This window comes from Streptomyces daliensis, from assembly GCF_054782395.1.
Map to the genome: position 1 here is coordinate 39766 of NZ_BAAGSO010000057.1, position 19102 is coordinate 58867.

Annotated in this window: 10 protein-coding genes and 1 pseudogene; 5 read left to right on the top strand and 6 right to left on the bottom strand. The window is 72.4% G+C overall.

What is annotated here, in order from left to right; translation table 11 throughout:
* Window positions 1–20 precede the first annotated feature (20 nt).
* Window positions 21–3290, top strand: a complete 3270-nt coding sequence (locus ACYVOO_RS11880) for a carboxyl transferase domain-containing protein (RefSeq protein WP_461015614.1) — start codon at window positions 21–23, stop codon at window positions 3288–3290.
* Window positions 3291–3317: 27 nt separating this feature from the next.
* Here ACYVOO_RS11880 and ACYVOO_RS11885 read toward each other — a convergent pair whose 3' ends face one another.
* The 3 genes from ACYVOO_RS11885 to ACYVOO_RS11895 form a co-directional block, all read right to left on the bottom strand.
* Window positions 3318–3881 carry a MarR family winged helix-turn-helix transcriptional regulator gene (locus ACYVOO_RS11885; protein WP_461015615.1) on the bottom strand — a complete coding sequence of 188 codons (564 nt, stop codon included), beginning with the start codon at window positions 3879–3881 and terminating at the stop codon, window positions 3318–3320.
* 126 nt (window positions 3882–4007) lie between these two features.
* The gene (locus ACYVOO_RS11890) at window positions 4008–5543 is read right to left on the bottom strand and encodes a substrate-binding domain-containing protein (protein ID WP_461015616.1); all 1536 of its coding nucleotides are present in this window, start codon (window positions 5541–5543) and stop codon (window positions 4008–4010) included.
* 164 nt (window positions 5544–5707) lie between these two features.
* Complete coding sequence (locus tag ACYVOO_RS11895) at window positions 5708–5953, bottom strand: hypothetical protein (protein ID WP_453348679.1); 246 nt, start codon at window positions 5951–5953, stop codon at window positions 5708–5710.
* A gap of 110 nt (window positions 5954–6063) precedes the next feature.
* On the opposite strand from ACYVOO_RS11895, the gene holA reads away from it, so the two are divergent.
* Complete coding sequence (gene holA / locus ACYVOO_RS11900) at window positions 6064–7062, top strand: DNA polymerase III subunit delta (protein ID WP_461015617.1); 999 nt, start codon at window positions 6064–6066, stop codon at window positions 7060–7062.
* Between the two features lie 1151 nt (window positions 7063–8213).
* Here holA and rpsT read toward each other — a convergent pair.
* A complete protein-coding gene (gene rpsT / locus ACYVOO_RS11905; protein ID WP_453348681.1) occupies window positions 8214–8480 on the bottom strand; it encodes a 30S ribosomal protein S20 in 267 nt (88 codons plus the stop codon).
* A gap of 235 nt (window positions 8481–8715) precedes the next feature.
* On the opposite strand from rpsT, the gene lepA reads away from it, so the two are divergent.
* The gene (gene lepA, locus ACYVOO_RS11910; RefSeq protein ID WP_461015618.1) at window positions 8716–10581 is read left to right on the top strand and encodes a translation elongation factor 4; all 1866 of its coding nucleotides are present in this window, start codon (window positions 8716–8718) and stop codon (window positions 10579–10581) included.
* A gap of 310 nt (window positions 10582–10891) precedes the next feature.
* Window positions 10892–12793, top strand: a complete 1902-nt coding sequence (locus tag ACYVOO_RS11915) for an AMP-dependent synthetase/ligase (protein ID WP_461015619.1) — start codon at window positions 10892–10894, stop codon at window positions 12791–12793.
* A gap of 58 nt (window positions 12794–12851) precedes the next feature.
* On the opposite strand, the gene ACYVOO_RS11920 is transcribed toward ACYVOO_RS11915, so the two are convergent.
* Complete coding sequence (locus ACYVOO_RS11920) at window positions 12852–13529, bottom strand: response regulator (RefSeq protein WP_461015620.1); 678 nt, start codon at window positions 13527–13529, stop codon at window positions 12852–12854.
* Window positions 13526–15541: pseudogene (locus ACYVOO_RS11925) on the bottom strand (hybrid sensor histidine kinase/response regulator); the annotation flags it as partial. The pseudogene ACYVOO_RS11925 and the gene ACYVOO_RS11920, both read right to left, overlap by 4 nt.
* 704 nt (window positions 15542–16245) lie before the next feature.
* On the opposite strand from ACYVOO_RS11925, the gene ACYVOO_RS11930 reads away from it, so the two are divergent.
* On the top strand, window positions 16246–18246 hold the full coding sequence (locus ACYVOO_RS11930) for a SpoIIE family protein phosphatase (protein WP_461015691.1): 2001 nt from the start codon (window positions 16246–16248) through the stop codon (window positions 18244–18246).
* The last annotated feature ends 856 nt before the right edge of the window (window positions 18247–19102 follow it).

Below are 19102 nucleotides of genomic sequence, written 5' to 3' on the forward strand. Positions count from 1 at the left end.
ACCGCGCCGTGGAGGGGCTCATGGGAGAACCGGCCGTGCTCGTCGCCAACCGCGGGGCCGCCGCCGTACGGGTGCTGCGCGCCGCAGCCGAGGCGGGCATGCGCACCGTCGCCGTCCACACCCCCGACGAGGCGGGAGCGCCGCACACGCGGCTCGCCGACGAGGCGCACCCGCTCACCGCCGAGGGCGCACACGGCTACCTCGACATCGACGCACTGCTCGGCATCGCCCGCCGCACCGGCTGCGATCTCGTCCACCCCGGCTGGGGCTTCCTCAGCGAGAGCGCCGACTTCGCGCGCCGCTGCACCGCCGACGGGCTGACATTCGTCGGGCCGAGCCCCGAGGTGCTGGACCTCCTCGGCGACAAGGGCCGCGCCCGCGCGCTCGCCGCCGAGCTGGGCGTTCCCGTGCTGCCCGGCACCACGGGCGCCACCACCCTGGACGAGGCCCGCGCCTTCCTGGAGGGGCTGGGCCCGGACGGCGCGCTGATGGTGAAGGCGCTGGCCGGAGGCGGCGGCCGGGGCATGCGCCAAGTGCGGGCCCAGGGCGGCCCCGACGCGTCGACCGAGAGCGACGGGCCCGACCTGTCAACGCCGAGCGGGCCCGACGCGCTGGCCGAGGCGTGGGAACGCTGCGCCTCCGAGGCCCGCCAGTCCTTCGGACGCGGCGAGCTGTACGTCGAGCAACTGCTCACCGGGGCACGGCACATCGAGGTCCAGATCGCCGGGGACGCGCAAGGCGCGGTCACCCACCTGTGGGAGCGCGATTGCAGCGTCCAGCGGCGCCACCAGAAGCTCATCGAGATAGCGCCGGCGCCCGCGCTGGACGGGGAACTGCGCGGGCAACTGCTGGACGCTGCCGTACGGATGGCCTCCGCCGTGGGCTATACCGGACTCGGCACCGTCGAATTCCTCGTCGCCGACGGCACGTTCCACTTCATGGAGGCCAACCCCAGGCTCCAGGTCGAGCACACCGTCACCGAGGAGATCACCGGACTCGACCTCGTGGCCCTCCAGTTCGCGCTGGCCGCGGGTGAAGACCTCGCCGGGCTCGACCTGGACACGCCGCCGCGCCCACGCGGATACGCACTCCAGGCGCGGGTCAACGCCGCGTCGACGGGCACCCTCACCCGCTTCGAGCCGCCCGCGGGGCCCGGGGTGCGGGTGGACAGCGCCGTGCGTGCGGGCGGTGAGGTCGGTACGGCCTACGATCCGCTGCTCGCCAAGCTCGTGGTGCGCGCCCCCGGCTTCAGCACGGCGGCCGAACGGGCGCGGCGCGCGCTCGCGGAGTTCCACATCGAGGGCGTCCGCACCTCCGCACCCCTGCTCGGCGCGCTCCTCGCCGACCCCGGCTTCCTCGCGGGCGGCACCGACACATCCTTCGCCGACCGCTTCCCGGAGCCCGCACCCGAAACGGGCTCCGGCCCCGGCACCTCCGCCGAACCCCTGAACGGCACCCCCGACGGCACCCACGCAGCCCTCGCCCCCATGAGCGGCACCGTCGTCTCCCTGGACGCGGCGCCCGGCGACACCGTACGCGCCGGGCAGCAGCTCGCCGTCCTCGAAGCGATGAAGATGGAACACGTGGTGCGGGCCCCGGTCGCCGGAACCGTGCGCGCCGTGCCCGTCGGCGTCGGCGACACACTCGCCGAGGGCCGCCCCATGCTGCTCCTCGACCCCGCCGAGGGCGACACCGCGGCCCAGGCCCCCGCCGAGGAGACCGACCCCGACGCCGTGCGCGCCGACCTCGCCGAGGTACGCGCCCGCCACGAGGCGGGGCTCGACGCCGCGCGCCCCGAAGCCGTCGCCGCGCGCAGGAAACGCGGCCGTCGCACGGCCCGCGAGAACCTCGCCGACCTGTGCGACGAGGGCAGCTTCACCGAGTACGGCGCCCTCGCGCTCGCCGCGCAGCGCCGCCGTCGCAGCCTGGAGGAGCTGATCGCGCAGACCCCGGGCGACGGCATGGTCGCCGGGACGTGCACCGTCAACGCGGACACCTTCGGGCCCGGACGCGCCGACTGCGTGGCCCTGACGTACGACTACACGGTCCTCGCCGGGACCCAGGGCCATATGAACCACCGCAAGACCGACCGGATGCTGGAGATCGCCGAGCGCCGCCGCGCTCCCGTGGTGCTGTTCGCCGAGGGCGGCGGAGGCCGTCCGGGCGACACGGACTCCCCGTCCGTCGCCGGGCTCGACGTCGGCACGTTCCGGCAGATGGGACGGCTCAGCGGCCTCGTCCCCCTCGTCGGCATCGCCTCCGGCTACTGCTTCGCGGGCAACGCGGCGCTGCTCGGCTGCTGCGACGTCGTGATCGCGACGCCCGAGGCCAGCATCGGCATGGGCGGCCCCGCGATGATCGAGGGCGGGGGCCTGGGCACGTACCGGCCAGGCGAGGTCGGGCCCCGGGACGTGCAGGTGGCCAACGGGGTCGTGGACCTGTGCGCGGAGGACGACGCCGACGCGGTACGTCTCGCCCGCCGCTACCTCTCCTACTTCCAGGGCCCCGTCACCGACTGGCAGGCCCCCGACCAGCGGCTGCTGCGGCACATCGTCCCGGAGAACCGCCGCCGCGCCTACGACATCCGGCGCGCCGTCGCGGGCCTGGCCGACAGCGGCTCGGTGCTGGAGCTGCGCGGCGGCTTCGGCACGGGCGTGGTCACGTCGCTGATCCGCGTCGAGGGCCGCCCCATGGGCCTGCTCGCCAACAACCCGGGGCACCTGGGCGGCGCCATCGACAGCGAGGCAGCCGACAAGGCAGCGCGCTTCCTCCAGTTGTGCGACGCGTTCGGACTGCCCGTCGTCTCGCTCTGCGACACCCCCGGCTTCATGGTCGGCCCCGAAGCGGAACGCACCGCCACCGTCCGCCACTTCTCCCGGCTCTTCGTGACGGGCGCCAACCTGTCGGTCCCGGTCTGCGCGCTGATCCTGCGCAAGGCGTACGGGCTCGGCGCGATGGCCATGCTCGGCGGCAACACGCACGCGCCGGTCGCCACGGCCGCCTGGCCGAGCGGCGAGATCGGCGCGATGGGCCTGGAGGGCGCCGTCCGGCTCGGCTTCCGGCGCGAACTGGAGGCCGTCGCAGAGCCCGTCGAGCGCGAGCGCGCCTTCCAGGCCCGGGTGGACGAGCTGTACGCGCGGGGCAAGGCGCTCAACGCGGCGACGGTCATGGAGATCGACGACGTCATCGACCCGGCCGACAGCCGCGCCCTGATCACCGCCGCCTTCCGCGACACCCCGGGCCCGGTGCCGGGGAGCGAGCGGCGGCGCCCGTACGTCGACACGTGGTGAGCGCGCGGCGTCCACGGGCCGCCGGGCTCACTCCTCCCCGGAAGCCCCCGCGGTCTCCCCGCCCTGTGCGGCCTCCGCGTCCTCCAGCGAACGCTCCAGCTTCCCCAGCAGCCGCGCCAGTTGACGGCACTCGGCCGGGCTGAGCCCGGCGAGCATGCGGCGCTCGTTCTCCAGGTGCTCCGCGAAGAGGCCGTCGATGCGCTCCAGGCCCTCTTCGCTGAGCCGCGAGTGCACGACGCGCCGGTCCTCGGGCCCGCGCTCGCGCACGATCAGGCCGTCCTTCTCCAGCCGGTCGATGCGCAGCGTCACCCCGGCCGAGCTGATCAGCCCGGAGTCCGCCAGCTCGCCCGCCGTGCGACGGTACGGCGCGCCCGCCCTGCGCAGGGCCGTCATCACGTCGAAGCCCGCCATGGAGAGCCCGTACTCCTCCAGCGGTTTGGAGATCTGGGACTGGTAGCGCAGAAACGTCCGGTGCAGGCGCGCGAAGACCTCCAGCGGCGCGGTGTCCAGTTCGGGCCGTTCGCGTCGCCAGTCCTCGATGATGGACGCCACGGCGTCCTGGCGCGCGGACGCGGTCCTCTTCTGGGCCATTCGGTCGTTCCTCCCTGCGGCAGGCGGCAGCACTCCGTCCGGAATAAATCTTAGTCCTGAAGGGATGCCGACATGACCCACATGCCCGGACCTTGTCCGGACCCTCCCCAGGCCCTCCCCGGGCCCTCATGACCTGCGGCACAGCTCCATGTTCGGCGGCGCCGCGCACGGCAGATGCCCGTGGGTGGCGACGATGTTCTGGCCGCTGCCGTTGATGAGGAAGTCGAGGAAGCTGGACGCGAGCGAGTCGGCGGGCGGCTGCCCGTAGGTGTAGGCGTACTCCGTCTCGTGGTACGGGTACCGCTTCTCGGCGACGGACTCGGGCGACGGGGCACGCCCGTCGAGGCTCACCCGGCGCATGCCCTTGAGCTGGTCCGCTGCGCGCAGCTCGGAGTACCCGAGCGCGCCGGGCACATCCGCGACGGTGCTCAGCACCCGCTCGGTGCTGTTGAGTTCGCACCGCGTCACGCGCGCCCCTGGGTCGTCCTTGTGCACGCAGTCCCTGGCCGTGTGCGGGGGCTCGTTGCCGTCGAGCACCCGCCGCTGGAAGACCTCGCGCGTCCCGGAGTCCGCGTCACGGCTGACGAGCCGGACCGGCAGATCGGCTCCGCCGACCTCCTTCCAGTTGACGATGTCGCCCCGGTAGATGCGCCGCACGTCGTCCAGGGACAGATCCTTCACGCGGGCCCGCTCGTTCACCACCAGCGTGAAGACGGACACGGCCACATAGCGCTCCCGCAGCTTCGGGAAGCTGTCCGGCTTGGCGCCGTCCGAGAGCGTGACGTGCGCGGGCGCGCCGCCCTCCGCCTTCTTGCCCGCCTCGTCCAGCGCCCAGAGCCCGGTTCCGGTGCCCCGCGCGTCGACGGTGACCGTCGCGCCAGCGCACTCCTTCTCGTACGCGGTGCCGACCTCCTCCAGCACCGGCGCGAACGCCGTGGACCCGGTGACGGTCAGCGCGCCCTCGGCGCAGCCGACGGGCGGCAGCGTGCGGTCGCCCAGCGTCAGCACGACCGGCTCGGCGACGAGCAGCAGCGCGAGGAACGCGACGAGGCCCAGCACCCGGTTGCTGGGGCGCGGCTGCCTCCGGTTCCGCTTGACGGCGCCTTCCCGCAGTCCGCCGCTCACGGTCACCGGGCGGCCGATGCCCGAGCCGGTGAGCAGCACCAGCAGCTTGTAGCTCTCGCCCCTGTTGAGGGGGACCTTGGGCACGTGGACGACGTTGGAGGCGGGATCGTGCCGCAGCCCCGCACGCGGCGTGAAGTGCGACATGAGATGCGGCGAACTGGGCTCGGTGACCGCGACCCCCGTCACCGTGCGCTCGGTGAACGTGACGGTGAGGCCGCTCAGTTCGCGCGACGTGTAGTCCTCGGTGCCGACGGCGCGCAGCCCGTCGTTCTCGATACGCAGCAGCACCAGCGACGCGTCCGACATCTCCGGGGTCTCCCCGAAGAGCCCGAGCCGCACGTCCGCCTGCCCGTTCTGCGCGTCCCCGCCGATGAGCGTGTCCATCTGGACGCGGTAGCCGATGCGCTTGAGGCCCGGCATCAGCCGCTCGTAGGCGAGCACGCCGACGGTCACCAGCACACCGAGCCCGGCCAGCACGTTCTCCGGGCTCAGCCAGTCCAGCCACTCCATGGTCATCGCCCCCGCTGCGTCGCACATCTGACCGGAATGTGCGGTCAAGTGTGCGTGCGCGGAGCGGTGCTGTGGGGTGTGTCCCGGAGCCGTCGCCGGATGTTCGCCCGGCGTTCAGCGGGGCCGTGGGCGGTCCGGTGGCGGCTCCGGGGCGGAGAGGGGGCCTCCGGGGGCCTCCGGGGCGGAGGGGGTCAGTCCTTTTCCAGCCAGCCTTCGTGTTCCGCCGCGAGCGCGTCCAGGGCCGACGGCTCGTAGCGCCCCTCGGGGCCCTCCAGCACCACCAGCCACTGCGCGTCCTCCGCGTCGTCCTCGCCCGCCAGCGCCTCACGGATCACCTGCGGCTCCTCGGGCGCACCGAGCGTGTCCACCACCGCCTCGGCGACCTCCTCCGCCGCTTCACGGTCGGGCAGCACCAGAATGTGTCGTACGTCAGTCACCCCGGCATTCTCCGTGAAGCGGTGCGCCGGGGCGGGGAGGGGGCGGGTCCGGCAGGGGCGCCGGGGCTGTCAGCGGGGAGTGTCAGCGGGGCGTGGGATGCTGGAGCGCGATGGCCAGCCGTGAGACACCCCGCAAGAAGCAGACCGACGACCCGCTCGCGCCCCTGACGCTCGCGGTGGGGCAGGAGGAGCTGCTGCTCGACCGCGCCGTGCGGCAGATCGTCGAGGCGGCCCGCGCAGACGATGCGGACACGGACGTGCGCGATCTCGCCTCCAGCGACCTCCAGCCCGGCACCCTCGCCGAGCTGACGAGCCCGTCGCTCTTCGCCGAGCGCAAGGTTCTCGTCGTGCGGAACGCGCACGACCTGTCGGCGGACAGCGTCAAGGACGTCAAGGCGTACATCGCCTCGCCCGTCGAGGAGATCACCCTCGTCCTGCTGCACGCGGGGGGCGCCAAGGGCAAGGGCCTGCTGGACGCGGCCCGCAAGGCGGGGGCCCGCGAGGTCGCCTGCCCGAAGATGACCAAGCCCGCTGACCGCCTCGCGTTCGTACGGTCCGAGTTCCGCGGCCTCGGCCGCTCCGCGAGCCCCGAGGCGTGCCAGGCCCTCGTGGACGCCATCGGCAGCGATCTGCGCGAGCTGGCCTCGGCCTGTACGCAGCTCACGGCGGACGTCGAGGGCACGATCGACGAGGCGGTCGTCGCCCGCTACTACACGGGCCGCGCCGAGGCGTCGAGCTTCACCGTCGCCGACCGCGCGGTCGAGGGCCGCGCCGCCGAGGCGCTGGAGACGCTGCGCTGGGCGCTGGCGACGGGGGTGGCGCCGGTGCTGGTCACCAGCGCACTGGCCCAGGGAGTCCGGGCCATCGGGAAGCTGGCCTCGGCGCCGCGTGGGGCCAGGCCCGGGGATCTCGCGCGGGAGCTGGGGATGCCGCCCTGGAAGATCGACCGCGTGCGGCAGCAGATGCGGGGCTGGTCGGGGGACGGCGTCTCGACGGCCCTGCGGGCCGTCGCCGCCGCCGACGCGGCGGTGAAGGGCGGTGGCGACGATCCGGAGTACGCCCTGGAACAGGCCGTCATCACCATCGCCCGCGCCGCCCGCTCCCGCTGACGCCCCTACGGGGCGCCTTTCGCGGTATGGCTGGCGCCGTCTGCCGCCTAACGGCGCGTGCTGGCCTGCGCCCGACGTCTGCCACTGCGACGGTGCGCCCCTCTTGGCCCGCTGAGGCGGCCGTCCCGTGTCCCGCCGCGACGGCGCCCTTCCTCCCGCTGAGGCGGCCGGGTCACCTTCGCCCTGCCACGACGGTGCCCTCTTCCCGCTGAGGCGGCCGGGTCACCACTTCCCGCGCGACGGTGGGACGCGGGACGGTGCGGTCCGGCGGTGCCGTTCCGGCCTCCGCCGGTGGCGCGGTGCTTCGTGTGGGGCACCCCGCGCTGCGACAGCCCGCCCCGTGCCTCCCGCTGAGGTGGCCGGGCCGCCTTCTTCCCGCCGCGACGGTGGGACGCGGGACGGCGCGGTCCGGCGGTGCCGTTCCGGCCTCGGCCGGTGGTGCGGTGCTTCGTGTGGGGCACCCCGCGCTGCGACAGCCCGCCCCGTGCCTCCCGCCGAGGTGGCCGGGCCGCCTTCTTCCCGCCGCGACGGTGGGACGCGGGACGGTGCGGTCCGGCGGTGCCGTTCCGGCCTCCGCCGGTGGCGTCGGCGCCGGGTGCCGGTGATCTTCGATGCCGCCGAACCCTCTGGGTGGGGGCCGCGCCCCGTCGCGGCGGAAAGAGGGGGTGGGCCACCACCGCCTCGCACCCCGGAGGCGCCCGGGCCCAGCCGTCCCGCACCGGAGGTGCTGGGGCCAGCAGCCCCCGACGGGCTCGGGGTCAGCTGCTTCGCGCCCCGAAGGTGCCGGGGTCAGCCGTCCCGTACCCCGAGGGGCCCGGGGGCAGCCGTCTCGCGCCCGGAGGGGCAGGCGCCCCGGGGTTACCGGGGCCAGCCGCCCCGTCGCACCGCCGCAGCGGCGTATCGGAGAGGCACTCGGGGCAGCCAGGAGGAGCCCGCCCCGAGCAGGCCGAAGGCCCCGGCGCCGCCTGGGGAAAGGCGGCCATCGGGGCCTTCGGTTTGTTTCAGGTGATCGCGAAGCGATCCACCGCACCCGCGTGGCGAACGCAGGCCGCGTGCGGTGTGTGCACATCGTCAAGCGGCCGGTACGGAGCGGAGTGAGAGGGCCCGCCCGTGGTCGTACCGACCGGATCCCGGGGGATCCGTCACGCGGGTCAGCCCTTGAGGGAGGAGACCTTCTGCGCCAGGGCCGCCTTCTTGTTGGCGGCGTTGTTCTTGTGCAGAACACCCTTGCTGGCGGCCTTGTCGAGCTTCTTGGCCGCGACGCGCTGCGCCTCGGTGGCCTTGGCCAGGTCACCGGCGGCGACGGCCTCGCGGGTGCGACGGATCGCCGTCTTCAGCTCGGACTTGACCGCCTTGTTGCGCTGGCGCGCCTTCTCGTTGGTCTTGATCCGCTTGATCTGGGACTTGATGTTCGCCACGAAAGAGCCTTTACAGGTTCGGTGTATTTCCGTCTTGTGCCGCTCCGCTCCCGGCTTCGACCAGGTGTCGATCTCGTCCAGGGCGCACAAGGCACAGTGAGCCAGGCTACCAGCAGGCCCCCGGGCCCTCCCAATCCGGTCGGAGGCCCCCGCGCATGGGACCATGGGAGCGACCAGCGATCCAGGAGCGCCCGCGCTTCCAGCCGAAGACCCGACAGACCCGACAGGACCTTGCGTGCCCGCGACCCCTTCGAACGTGCCGGAGCCGAGCCGTACCGACCCGGCGTTGATCCGTAACTTCTGCATCATCGCGCACATCGACCACGGAAAGTCGACGCTCGCCGACCGGATGCTCCAGCTCACCGGGATCGTCGAGGAGCGGCAGATGCGTGCCCAGTACCTCGACCGTATGGACATCGAGCGTGAGCGCGGCATCACGATCAAGTCCCAGGCGGTGCGGATGCCCTGGGCGCCCTCGGACGACAAGGACGTGCCGCACGTCCTGAACATGATCGACACCCCGGGCCACGTCGACTTCACCTACGAGGTCTCCCGCTCCCTCGCCGCGTGCGAGGGCTGCATCCTGCTGGTGGACGCGGCGCAGGGCATCGAGGCGCAGACTCTCGCCAACCTCTATCTGGCGATGGAGCACGACCTCACGATCATCCCGGTCCTCAACAAGATCGACCTGCCCGCGGCGCAGCCCGAGAAGTTCGCGGCCGAGCTGGCGCACCTCATCGGCTGTGAGCCCGAGGACGTGCTGAAGGTCTCGGCGAAGACCGGTGAGGGCGTGCAGGAGCTGCTGGACGAGGTCGTCAGGCAGGTCCCGCACCCGGAGGGCGTCGCGGACGCGCCGGCCCGCGCGATGATCTTCGACTCGGTCTACGACGCGTACCGCGGCGTGGTCACGTACGTGAAGGTCGTCGACGGCATGCTCAGCAAGCGTGAGCGCATCAAGATGATGTCCACGGGTGCCACCCACGAGCTGCTGGAGATCGGAACCAACTCCCCGGAGATGACCCCCGTCGAGGGGCTCAGCGTGGGCGAGGTCGGCTATCTGATCACCGGCGTGAAGGACGTGCGCCAGTCCAAGGTCGGTGACACCGTCACCCGGCTCTCCAAGGGCGCCGAGAACCCGCTGCCGGGTTACAAGGACCCCAAGCCGATGGTCTTCTCGGGGCTGTATCCGCTGGACGGCTCCGACTACCCGGAGCTGCGCGACGCGCTGGACAAGCTGCTGCTGAACGACGCGGCGCTCACTTACGAGCCGGAGACCTCGGCCGCGCTCGGCTTCGGCTTCCGCGTGGGCTTCCTGGGGCTGCTGCACCTGGAGGTGATCAGGGAGCGGCTGGAGCGCGAGTTCGGCCTGGACCTGATCGCCACCGCGCCGAACGTGGTCTACCGCGTCGAGATGGAGGACGGCTCCGAGCACGTCGTCACCAACCCCAGCGAGTTCCCGACCGGCAAGATCGACTCGGTCCACGAGCCGATGGTCCGCGGCACCCTCATCGCGCCCAGCGAGTTCGTCGGCGCGATCATGGAGCTGTGCCAGACCCGCCGGGGCAACCTCCAGGGCATGGACTACCTCTCCGAGGACCGTGTCGAGCTGCGCTACACGCTGCCGCTGGCCGAGATCGTCTTCGACTTCTTCGACGCGCTGAAGTCCAAGACGCGCGGCTACGCCTCCCTGGACTACGAGCCGACGGGCGAGCAGAGCGCCGATCTCGTCAAGGTCGACATCCTGCTCCAGGGCGACAAGGTGGACGCCTTCTCCGCGATCGTCCACAAGGACAAGGCGTACGCGTACGGCACCCGGATGGCCAACAAGCTGCGCGAGCTGATCCCGAGGCAGCAGTTCGAGGTGCCCATCCAGGCCGCCGTGGGCGCCCGCATCATCGCCCGCGAGACCGTCCGCGCGATCCGCAAGGACGTCCTGGCGAAGTGCTACGGCGGTGACATCTCCCGTAAGCGGAAGCTGCTGGAGAAGCAGAAGGAGGGCAAGAAGCGGATGAAGGTCGTGGGCCGGGTCGAGGTCCCGCAGGAAGCCTTCATCGCGGCGCTCTCCACCGACGACGGCGGCGACGCCAAGGCCAAGAAGTAAGCGCCAGAGCCGAGAAGCAGGCACCAGAGCCGAGGGGCGACGGGCGGCACGGCGGTCACGGACCGTCGCGCCGCCCGTTCTCCGTTCCGGGCCGGTACGGGCGGTCACGGGCCGGTACGGGCGGGCCCGGGTGGGCACGGGCGGAAACGGTGCGTGGTGGCCCTGTGACGATCGGGCGGTGATCGGAGTTTCACCCTCAGCAGCCCCCTTACGTGAAGGGGCAACGGCCTCTAGGCTGACGCTGCTCCATAGTTACTCGTGAGTCACCAAGCAAGTCACCAAGCAAAGGTGCTGGGCCCCGGAGGATGTCGTGAGCGACACACAATCCCTGATCGAGAACCGGCCGCCCTCCGTGGCGACACTCTTCCTGGAGAGGGTCGAGGCCACCCCGGAAGCGCCGGCGTACCGGTATCCGGTGCCGCCCGCCTCGGGCGAGGGCCCCGACGAATGGCACTCGTACACCTGGAGCGAGGCGGCCCGCCGGGTCTTCGCCATCGCGGCCGGGCTGATGGTCCTGGGCGTGCGCCCTGAGGAGCGGGTCGCGATCGCCTCCGGCACCCGCGTCGACTGGATCCTCTCCGACCTGGGGATACTCTGCGCGGGCGCGGCCACCACCACCGTCTACCCCAGCACGAACACCGGGGAGACGGCCTTCATCCTCGCCGACTCCGAGAGCCGCGTCCTGATCGCCGAGGACGCCACCCAGTTGGCCAAGGTCCGCGAGCACCGCTCCGAACTGCCCCGCCTCGACCACGTCGTCCTCATCGAGGAGGGCGATCTGGACGCGGCGGGTCCGCAGCACGGCGATCCGGAGGGCTGGGTGCTCTCCCTCGCCGAGCTGATGCGGCGCGGTGACGCGTATCTGGAGAAGAACCCCGACGCGGTCAGCGACACGGTGCGCACGCTGCGTGCCGACCAGCTCGCCACCCTCATCTACACCTCCGGCACCACGGGCAAGCCCAAGGGCGTCCGCCTGCCGCACGACTGCTGGTCCTACATGGCCAAGGCCATCGCGCAGACCGGGCTCGTGACCGGCGAGGACGTGCAGTACCTGTGGCTGCCGCTCGCGCACGTCTTCGGGAAGGTGCTCACGGCCGGGCAGATCGAGGTCGGCCACGTCACCGCCGTCGACGGGCGCATCGACAAGATCATCGAGAATCTCCCCGTCGTCCGGCCGACCTACATGGCCGCCGTCCCGCGGATATTCGAGAAGGTCTACAACGGCGTGGCCGCCAAGGCGAAGGCGGGCGGCGCGGCCAAGTACAAGATCTTCCAGTGGGCCGCGGGCGTCGCCCGCGAGTACGCGAAGGTCACCCAGGACAACTTCCGCCGCACCGGCAGCCACGCGGCCCCCGCCGGGCTCAAGGCCAAGCACGCGGTCGCCGACCGCCTCGTCTACGCCAAGCTCCGCGAGGCGTTCGGCGGGCGGTTGCGGGCCTGCGTCTCGGGCTCCGCCGCGCTGGCCCCGGACATCGGCTACTTCTTCGCGGGCGCGGGAGTGCACGTCCTGGAGGGCTACGGCCTGACGGAGTCCAGCGCCGCCAGCTTCGTGAACCCCGGCGAGGCGTACCGCACGGGCACCGTCGGCAAGCCGCTGCCCGGTACCGAGGTGCGCATCGCGGAGGACGGCGAGATCCTGCTGCGCGGTCCCGGCATCATGCAGGGCTACCACGGGCTGCCGGAGAAGACGGCCGAGGTCCTGGAGGACGACGGCTGGTTCCACACCGGCGACATCGGCGAGCTGTCGGACGACGGCTATCTGCGCATCACCGACCGCAAGAAGGACCTGATCAAGACGTCTGGCGGCAAGTACATCGCGCCCGCCGAGGTCGAGGGCCAGTTCAAGGCGCTGTGCCCCTACGTCTCCAACATCCTGGTGCACGGCGCCGACCGCAACTTCTGCACCGCGCTCATCGCCCTCGACGAGCCCTCCCTCATGGCCTGGGCCGCCGACCAGGAGGGGCTGAAGGGCAAGCCGTACGAGGAGGTCGTCCTCTCGGAGCAGGTGCGGGAGCTGATGGACGAGTACGTGGAGCAGCTCAACGCGACGCTCCAGCGCTGGCAGACCGTGAAGAAGTTCCGCGTGCTGCCGCGCGATCTGGACATCGAGCACGGGGAGCTGACGCCCAGCCTCAAGCTCAAGCGGCCGGTCGTGGAGCGCGAGTACGGCGCCCTGATCGAGGAGATGTACGCGGGCACGCGCGAGACGTAGCGCCGTCGTCCTGGGCGCCGCACGGACCGGCCGCGGGCTGGACCGGCCCGCGGGAAGGTCAGTGTGCGGCGCCCACGTCGCGCTGTAGTTCGCGCAGCGCGTCGGCCATCCGTGCCACGTCCCGGGCCAGCTCCCCCGGCCCCGTGCCCTCCCCGTCGGACCCTTCGCCTCCGGTCCCGGAGGCGTCCGCTTCGCTGCACCCGTGCTCCGTGGGCCGCTTGTGCTCGGTGAGCTGCCGCTCGACCGCCTCCAGCCGCAGCGCGAACTCGCCGAGCCGGTCCCGCTCGCCCTCCAGGAGACGGCGCAACTGCCGGTTCTTGCGGTGCAGTTCCAGGAAGACCGAGACCTTGGTGCGCAGCACCCACGGGTCGAAGGGCTTGGTGAGGAAGTCGGCTGCGCCCGTCGCGTAGCCGCGGAAGGCGTAGCCCGCGTCGGTGGCGGACTCGGCGCCGGTGAGGAAGATGATCGGCACGTCCTTGGTCTGGTCGAGCCGCTTGATGTGCGCCGCCGTCTCGAAGCCGTCCATGCCGGGCATCAGCACGTCGAGCAGGATCAGCGCGAACTCCTGGCGCAGCAGCGACTTCATCGCCTCCTCGCCGGAGGTCGCCCGCACCAGCGGCACGTCGAGCGTGCCCAGGACGGCCTCCAGCGCGACGAGATTGTCCTCCATGTCGTCGACGAGGAGGATGGCGGCCTCGTCGGTGGTGTGCGTGTACTCCATAGAGCCGGGCGTCATCGCTGCCTCGTAGAGGGTTGTGGGTCGAGAAGGTCGAGCACGGTGCTCAGCAGCCGGTCGGTGTCGACGGGCTTGGGCACGTAGGCCGACGCGCCCGCCGACAGCGACTGCTCGCTGTCGCCCGGCATGGCCTGCGCGGTGAGCGCGATGATGGGCAACTGGGCGAAGCGGACGTCGGCGCGCAGGGTGCGGATGGTCTCGTAGCCGTCCAGCTCCGGCATCATGATGTCCATCAGCACCAGGTCCACGTCCGGATCCCGCTCCAGCCCGGCCACGCCCTCCAGCCCGTTCTCCGCGTAGCGCACGGACATGCCGACGCGGCCCAGCACGTGGCTCAGCGCGAAGACGTTGCGGATGTCGTCGTCGACGACCAGGACGCGCACACCCGGCAGCACCTCGGCCGCGCGGCCCTGCTGCCAGGCGGCGAGGCTGCGCACGGATTCCGCGTCTGCGTCCCCGCCGGTCCCGCCGGCCCCGTCCGGCGCGTCGGCGTCGTGGACGCCCTCGCCAGGGGGGCTGCTCGTGGCCGGTCCAGGCCGGTGCGAGTCCAGCCGCTCGTCGAGATCCTGCGGCAGCCCCGGCATCCGGGACTCGCGCAGGTCCCGGAACTCGCGCGACTCCCACGCCGTGCCCGTGCGCGACGGCTGCCTGTCGTGCGGTTCCTCGCCCCGTATGCCGTCCGTCGCGGTCTGCGCGGTGGCGCGCGTCGGCAGATAGAGGGTGAAGGTGCTGCCCTCGCCCGCGACGCTCGCCACCTCGATGCGGCCCGACAGCAGCTCGGCGATCTCCCGGCTGATGGAGAGGCCGAGCCCGGTGCCGCCGTAGGTGCGGTGGGTGGAGCCGTCGCCCTGCTGGAACGCCTCGAAGATGCGCGACAGGCGGTCGGGCGGGATGCCGATCCCGGAGTCGGAGACGGTGAAGGCGATCAGCTCCTCGCCGTTCTCCTCGCAGGGCGCGACGTGCAGATCGACGCGGCCCTCGGCGGTGAACTTGAAGGCGTTGGAGAGCAGGTTGCGCAGGATCTGCTGGATGCGGCGCTCGTCGGCGTGCAGCTCGGACGGCGCGTTCTCGGCGACGGTGACGGCGAAGGCGAGACCGCGGTCGAGGGCGAGCGGGCGGAAGGTGTCGTGGACGTAGTTGAGCAGCGCCATCAGCGGCACCCGCTGCGGCCGCACGTCCATCCGGCCCGCCTCGATCTTCGACAGGTCCAGCACGTCGTTGATCAACTGGAGCAGATCGGTGCCCGAACGGTGGATGGTCTCCGCGAAGCGCACCTCCTCGGGGGAGAGGTTGCCCGCCTCGTTGTCCGAGAGCAGTTGGGCGAGGACGAGCAGCGAGTTGAGCGGGGTGCGCAGCTCGTGCGACATGTTCGCCAGGAACTGCGTCTTGTACTGCGAGGAGGCGGCCAGCAGCGCCGCCTTCTCGGACAGCTCGGTGTTGGCCCTGATCGTGTTCAGGGCGACGCCCATCGTGTGCGCGAACTGGTCGAAGAACGCCAGGTGGATGTCGCTGAACGCGCTGAACGAGGCCAGCTCGACGACGCCCAGGAGACGGTCCTGGTACAGCACGGGCAGGATCACGACGCAGGCGGGCGAGGACGCGCCCAGCCCCGAGGTGATCGGCAGATACCCGGGCGGCACCTCCGTCAGCAGCACCCGCCGCTTCTGCGCGGCCACCTGGGAGATCAGCCCGTGGCTGGGCGTACCGGCCCGTGGCCTGGACCCTGCCTCGTACGTCGCGTTGCCGTACCCGGCGACGTAGGACAGGCGCGCCGGATCCGGCGGGATCTCCGCCTCCGGGCTCTCGGCGAGGAAGAGGGCGCCGAACTGCGCGTCGACCAGGGGCGGCAGCTCCCGCATGATCAGCTCGGCGACGTCCCGCACATCGCGGCGGCCCTGCATCAGCGCCGCGAGCCGCGTGATGTTCGACTCCAGCCACTCCTTGGCCTGGGTCGTCTCGCGCAGATCGGACACGATCTGGTTGACGGCCTCGGCCGCGTCGCGCCAGCTCCCCGAGAGGCCGCGCAGGGTGGTGTGCTGGCCGTGGTGCTTGCCGCCCTGTCTGCGCCCGCTCTCGCTGTCGTCCTCCATGGCGGCGCGGGTGACCTCGCTGGTGAAGAGCGAGAGCTGGTCCGTCATACGGTTCACCGTGCGGCCGAGGCGGCGCAGTTCGCCGCGCAGGGGGCGGCGGCCGTCGTAGAGCTGGACGCGCTGGGAGAGGTCGCCGTCGGCGACGGCGGCGAGGACGCGGGTGGCGTCGGCACGCGTGATGAGGAGCGCGTCGAGGAGCGCGTTGACGGCGTGCACCGAATCGGTCCACGCTCCCTGCCCGGGGCTGGCCTTCAGCCGCTCGTCGATCCGCCCGTGCCGCAGCAGGCCCTCGCGGACCCGCTCCAGCTCCAGGTAGTGGTGCTCCTGACGGGAGGCGATCTGGTTGACGGTCTCGGCCAGCTCCGCGTGTATGCCCAGGCGGAAGGCGTCGTCGGGGTGGACCCGGGCGCGGAAGTCCCCGTCGCGCAGCGCGCGCAGGGCGCTGAGGACGGGGAGGAGTTCCGCCGCGCACACACCGGTTCCCTCCGGTGCCGCGGCTGCGTCTGTGGACATGCGGGGCCCACCACTTCCGTAACTCGGTGCGTATGAGCGAGCCCAGTCTGTCACCCTTGCGGTACTGCGCTGGGCGCAATGACAGAACTCTTGGGGAGCTGCACGTGGGGACGATGATGCCGACGCAGCGGGGGGTGGCGACCGAGGTGACCGGCGGCGAGACGCGGCAGGTGCCCGCGGCGCGGACCGAGCTGCCCGGCAACGCGCTCGCGGCTTCGGCGGGCCGGACGTTCGTGCGCGCCGCACTGGCCGAGTGGGGACTCGGCGGTGCGGTGGCGGACGACGCGGTACTGCTGGTCAGCGAGTTGGTGACGAACGCGGTCGTGCACGCGGGCACGGCCGTCGGTCTGGAGTGCCGCCAGGAGGGCGGCAGCTTCGTGGGTGAGGTCTCGGACCGGCACCCCACTCGCGCCGTGGAGACACGGGGCGGGGACCTGCCGGACGACGCGCCGGGCGGCGTACCGGACACGGCGCGCACGGAAGGGAAGGGGGAGCGCGCGGGTGTGCGCACCGGCGCGGACGGCGGGAACGGTACGGGTTCCGACGGGAACGGCACGGGTTCCGGCGGCGGGAACGGCGGGGGCGGGGCAGGCCGTGCCGCCGCCTCGACGGACGACGGCACGGACGTCAGCGTCTACGGCCACGGCCTGCGACTGGTCGCGGCCCTCGCCGAGGAGTGGGGCGTCACCTACCGGCGCGACCGCAAGACCGTCTGGTTCAAGCTCGCCGTGACCGGCCAGGGGCCGCGCGCGGACGACATGGGCAACGGCAGAGCGGTCCTCGACCGCTACGGCAACTGGTCGGGCCTCAGCCTCACCGGCATGCTCGCCCCCTCCACGGCGGCCTCCGCCGGATCAGAGGCGGCCACCGGCGCCGCGACGGTCACCGGGGCCGAACCCGTGCTCGTCAGCCACAGCGCCCTCTCCTTCCTCGCCGAGGCGTCCGACTTCCTCGCGGGCCAGACGGACGAGGACAAGGTCGCCTCGCTGTCGGGGCAGTTGCTCGTGCCGCGGTTCGCCGACTGGTGCGCCGTATGGCTGGAGGGCGCGGACGCGATGGCTCCGCCCCGGCTGGCCCGCGTCTGGCACTCCCAGGAGAACCGGATCGAGGAACTCCGCACCGAACTGGAGAAGAACCCGCCTGGCACCTCCAGACAGGTCCTGCCGGGCCAGGCCGTGCCCTGGCCCTGGCCCGGCGAGGCATCCGCCTACGGGCCCGGCGGCGCGGCCGTCGCCTGCCGCCTCATCGTGGGCGGCCGGGCCGTGGGCACGCTGGCCATCGGGCGCGCGGGGCTGCTGCGGATCTCCGAGGAGGTCATAGGCATCGTCGAGGATTTCTCCCGGCGCGTGGCCCTCGCGGTGCTCGCCGCCCGCCGCTACACGCGGCAGGCCACCATCAGCAAGGTGCTCCAGCGCGGCCTGCTGCCGAGCGGCGAGGTCGTGATCCCCGGCATCGAGACCGCCGTCGTGTACGAACCGGCGGGCGAGGGCTCCTGGGCCGGGGGCGACTTCTACGACTTCTTCGAGGTCGAGGAGGGCCGCTGGCGCTTCGCCCTGGGCGACGTGTGCGGCAACGGCCCCGAGGCCGCCGTCGTCACGGGGCTGGCCCGCCCCGTACTGCGGTTGCTCGCGCGCGAGGGGTACGGGGTGCCGGATGTTCTGGACAGGCTGAACCGCGAAGTGGGCGAACAGGCGCGCTTCCTCTCCCTGATCTACGGAGAGCTGAGGTCTCTCGGGCCGGAGAGCGGGGGCGGGGTCGAGTGCACCGTCGTGTGTGCGGGACACCCGCTGCCGCTGGTGCGCGAGGTCTCGGGGGAGGTGCACGCGGCTGCGCTGCCGCAGTTGCTGCTCGGTGTCGTGGACGAGGTCTCCTACGACAGCCAGACCTTCATGCTGCTGCCGGGCGAGACGCTGCTGTGCGTGACGGACGGGGTGACCGAACGCCGCTCAGGGCAGCGCCAGTTCGACGACGAAGGGGGCCTTGCCTCGACGCTCTCGAAATACGGCGCCCGCGACGCGGCGACCACGGCCGAACTCCTCCGCCGCGCGGTCCACGGCTTCGCCGCCGACGCCCCGACGGACGACCTGGCCCTGATGGTCCTCCGCGTGCGGTAGGGGGCGGAAACACAGGGTTGCCCTTGCATGCTGGTGTGCGGGTCCCCTTCGCGGGGTGCGGAAGGAAACGGGGGGTTGCCCCTTCACGGGTTGCGCTCCCTCACAGGGCGCGACGTTGACCCCGTACGGGGTGCCCGGCCTCACCGGGGTGCGCCTACCCGGTTGCCCCTTTGGGGGTTCGTTGGCGATGCTCGGGCCGGTGGCACGGGTTGTGCCCACCCTCCCCCAGCTACCGCTGGGAGGTGCCCCCTCGCCAGCGGGACGATTGCCCACAACATTTTTGTGCCGCTGCACGGGGCGCGGGGCGCTGCGCGTGTGGCTTGGCGCCGTGTTCGGCTGCCTGGCCGGTGGCTTCGGCGCGGCGTGTGGTTGCGGTGCGTCGCGGCTTGCGCCGCGTGGTTCTTGGCTTGCGCCGGTGGCCGTGTGGGGTTGCTGTGTGGTGGGGGTCGGCGCCGCGCCGGGGTGTCTCCTCGGCGTGAAGGTCTCGTTTTTGGCTTTCGGCCGGTGACTTGCTCGTCCTGCGGGGACACCCCACCGCGTCCCCTCCCACCCGGTGGCCAACTCTCGGCCGGTGACCCCGCCGCTTGTTCCCATGCTGTGTGCCGGTGCCTCATCGGCACCCATGCGCCCACCCCCGTACCGCGCCGGAGGGCCTCCGCCCCTGCCGCCGAAAGCCGAGGGCGACGGCTCGCCACTGTTGCGTGCCCGCCCCCGGGCGCCTCGCCGAGGGGGCCCGCCCCTGCCGCGGGGAGCCGACGGCGGCGGCTCGCTCCACTGTTGTGGGCAGGCGTTCCGCATGGCGAGGGGGCACCTCCCAGCGGTAGCTGGGGGAGGGCGGGCACAACCCACCCACCGG

Excerpts from the sequence above, each read along its gene's own strand:
- holA (WP_461015617.1), top strand. The coding sequence starts at position 6,064 with ATGGCCAGCCGTGAGACACCCCGCAAGAAGCAGACCGACGACCCGCTC.
- ACYVOO_RS11880 (WP_461015614.1), top strand. The coding sequence starts at position 21 with ATGGGAGAACCGGCCGTGCTCGTCGCCAACCGCGGGGCCGCCGCCGTA.
- ACYVOO_RS11885 (WP_461015615.1), bottom strand. The coding sequence starts at position 3,881 with ATGGCCCAGAAGAGGACCGCGTCCGCGCGCCAGGACGCCGTGGCGTCC.
- ACYVOO_RS11890 (WP_461015616.1), bottom strand. The coding sequence starts at position 5,543 with ATGTGCGACGCAGCGGGGGCGATGACCATGGAGTGGCTGGACTGGCTG.
- ACYVOO_RS11920 (WP_461015620.1), bottom strand. The coding sequence starts at position 13,529 with ATGACGCCCGGCTCTATGGAGTACACGCACACCACCGACGAGGCCGCC.
- ACYVOO_RS11930 (WP_461015691.1), top strand. The coding sequence starts at position 16,246 with ATGATGCCGACGCAGCGGGGGGTGGCGACCGAGGTGACCGGCGGCGAG.